Genomic DNA, 2752 nt, shown 5'->3' with positions numbered 1-2752 from the left:
TGATCCTGCTGGTGCCGCTGGCGCTGCTGTCGCTGTCGCGCATCGAGGAAATCGCGGCCATCGCCCTCGGCCGCGGGCCGATGCGGCTGCTGCCGGACAAGATCACGCCGAAGGCCTTTTCGGCCACCGAAGTGCCCGACGCCACCACCATGGCCGATCTCGGCCTGACCGGAAAACCGTTCGTCTCCATCCACATCCCGGCCTACCGCGAACCGCCGGAGATGCTGAAGCAGACCCTCGACAGCGTGGCCGCGCTCGATTACCCGAATTTCGAGTGCGTGATCGTCATCAACAACACCCCCGATCCGGCCTTCGTGACGCCGGTCGAGGACTATTGCCGCCAGCTCGGCCCGCGCTTCAAGTTCGTCAACGTGCCGAAGCTCTCAGGCTTCAAGGCCGGCGCGCTGCGCGTGGCGCTGGAGCACACCGCGCCCGAAGCCGAGGTGATCGGCCTGCTGGATGCCGACTATGTGGTGGAGCCGGACTGGCTGAAGGATCTGGCGCCGCTGTTCTCCGATCCGCGCGTCGGCATCGTGCAGGCGCCGCAGGACCACCGCGACGGCGACCGCAGCCCGTTCCACGCCGCCCTCAACGCCGAATATGCCGGCTTCTTCGACATCGGCATGGTGGAGCGCAACGAGCGGCAGTCGATCATCGTGCACGGCACCATGGTGCTGATCCGCCGCAAGGCGATGGAAGAGGCCGGCGGCTGGTCGTCCGACACCATCACCGAGGATACCGATCTCGGCCTGTCGATTCTGGAAAAGGGCTGGTCGGCGCACTACACCCGCCGCCGCTACGGCCGCGGCATGCTGCCGGACGACTACCAGTCGTTCATGACGCAGCGCCATCGCTGGGCTTACGGCGGCTTCCAGATCGCCAAGAAGCACTGGCTGCGGTTCCGCCCCGGGCGCACCCGCCTTTCCACCACCCAGCGCACGCAGTTCGTGCTGGGCTGGATGAACTGGATGGGCGCCGAAACGCTGGGCGTGGCGGCCGCGTTCCTGAACCTGCTGTGGGTTCCCGTGGTGGCCTTCGGCGGCATCGCGCTGCCGGATTCGGTTCTCACCCTGCCGGTGGTGGCGGTGTTCCTCATCAACATCGTCCACTTCACCCTGCTCTACCGCCTGCGCGTGCGCCTGCCGATGCGCCATGCGGTGGGCGCCGGCGTGGCGGCGATGAGCCTGCAGTTCACCATCGCCCGTGCGGTGGCGCTCGGCATGTTCAAAGACTCCCTGCCCTTCCTGCGCACCGCCAAGGGCGGCAAGAAGGCGGTCGGCGCCTTCCCCGCCCGGTGGGAAGCGGCGATCGGTGCCCTGCTGCTGGCCGGCGCCGTGCTGCTGGTGGCCACCAACAAGGATCAGGTGCGCGAAATCTATGTGTTCGCCATCGTGCTGGTGGTGCAGGCGCTGCCGTTCGTGGCGACCGTCGGCATGGCGCTGTTCGAGCGCCGGGTGATGATGGGCATCGCCGGCACCGAGGCCCCGGTAGAGGCCGTTGAGGCCGCCCCGGCCGAAGGTGCGGCAGCGCCGCCCGCCGGCAGCCCCGCCCCCGGCGGCACGCCGGCGACCCCGGCCCCGATCTCCGCAACGCCCTCGCCGGCACCGTGAGAGCGGCGGCACCCGGACAGCAACAACAGGGGCGCCCGACAGGGCGCCCCTTTTTTTTGCCGGCTTCTGCCGGCCGCGCACGCAGGCTTGAAGACCGGCCCCGCCCTCCCGCAGGCCGCCCGGCGGCCGGAGATGGCGGCCCGGCGCAGACCGGCGCGCCATGGCCGCGATCGCGGCGCAAGAACTGCAAAGTGCCGCAATCGGACAGACCTTGCGCAGCTGCGCAGCAGGCGCTGCAGAACTGCCGGCCGCGGGCCCGCCCCCGTGCATCGCCCGCTACCGCCAACGCGCGGAGAACATTGGCTTTCCGGCAGCATGGCGGTGTTTTCGGACCGTCTGGTCCTGTTTTGAATTGAGACAGGTTTACTTCCGTCTTTCTGACATCAACACCGTCTCCGCAGCCAATCCGCCGCGCACGCCACCCCTGAACATGGGACTATTGTTCCCTTTATAGGCGTCTTCGGCGAACTGTTTCTCTGCGCCGCGCAAAATATGACGGCCACGGCCGGCGCATGCGGCCGCACTTCTGGCTTCCGGACTGTTGACTTGAGCGGGAAGGATCGTAATTGTTGAGAGGCGATCGCTAATCGCGGCCTTGCCTTGTTCCCCACGCTGCGGCGCAACGGTCCAAGCCAACCGCAGAAAATCGCAGACCGCCGGACGAACGGCAGACGCCGGAGACAGCCCTGCCCGGTCCGGCACCAAGAAGACCGACCAGGAGACGAAGATGGCTACCGGGACCGTTAAGTGGTTCAACGCCCAGAAGGGCTACGGCTTCATCCAGCCGAGCGACGGCACGCGTGACGTGTTCGTCCACATCACCGCCCTGCAGCGCGCCGGGCTGCCGAACCTCATCGAGGGGCAGAAGGTTTCCTACGATCTCGTAACCGAGCGTGGCAAGACTTCGGCCGGCAACCTGCGCGTCGGCTGAGCGCTGAACCTCAGCAACCGCATCTTGTGAGGGGGCGCAATCGCACACCCCGCCCCGGTCGCTGCCACTGCGCGAGCCGGGCGGAAGCCGATTGCGAGATCACACGAATTCGGGCGCTGCCCTGTTCCGCCCTGCGCGGAACGAACGGCTGGCACGGCTCTGCCGCGGCCGGCCGTTCTCATCTTCCGGCCGCAGCCGGCGGGCGCCATTT

The 2752-nt window shown here is 67.9% G+C and carries 2 protein-coding genes; both read left to right on the top strand.

The window, feature by feature from the left end; genetic code table 11:
• Positions 1 to 1610, top strand: a 1610-nt coding sequence (locus tag V7067_RS04505) for a glycosyltransferase (RefSeq protein ID WP_334174687.1), incomplete at its 5' end; no start/stop codon positions are given.
• A 727-nt stretch (positions 1611 to 2337) separates the two neighbouring features.
• Positions 2338 to 2541, top strand: a complete 204-nt coding sequence (locus tag V7067_RS04500; RefSeq protein ID WP_334174686.1) for a cold-shock protein — start codon at positions 2338 to 2340, stop codon at positions 2539 to 2541.
• Positions 2542 to 2752 lie beyond the last annotated feature (211 nt).

The sequence above is a fragment of the Pseudoxanthobacter sp. genome (genome assembly GCF_036822375.1).
Taxonomy (GTDB): Bacteria; Pseudomonadota; Alphaproteobacteria; order Rhizobiales; family Segnochrobactraceae; genus Pseudoxanthobacter.
The sequence above is the reverse complement of the archived record's forward strand: the minus strand, read 5'-3'. Positions and strand labels throughout refer to the sequence as shown.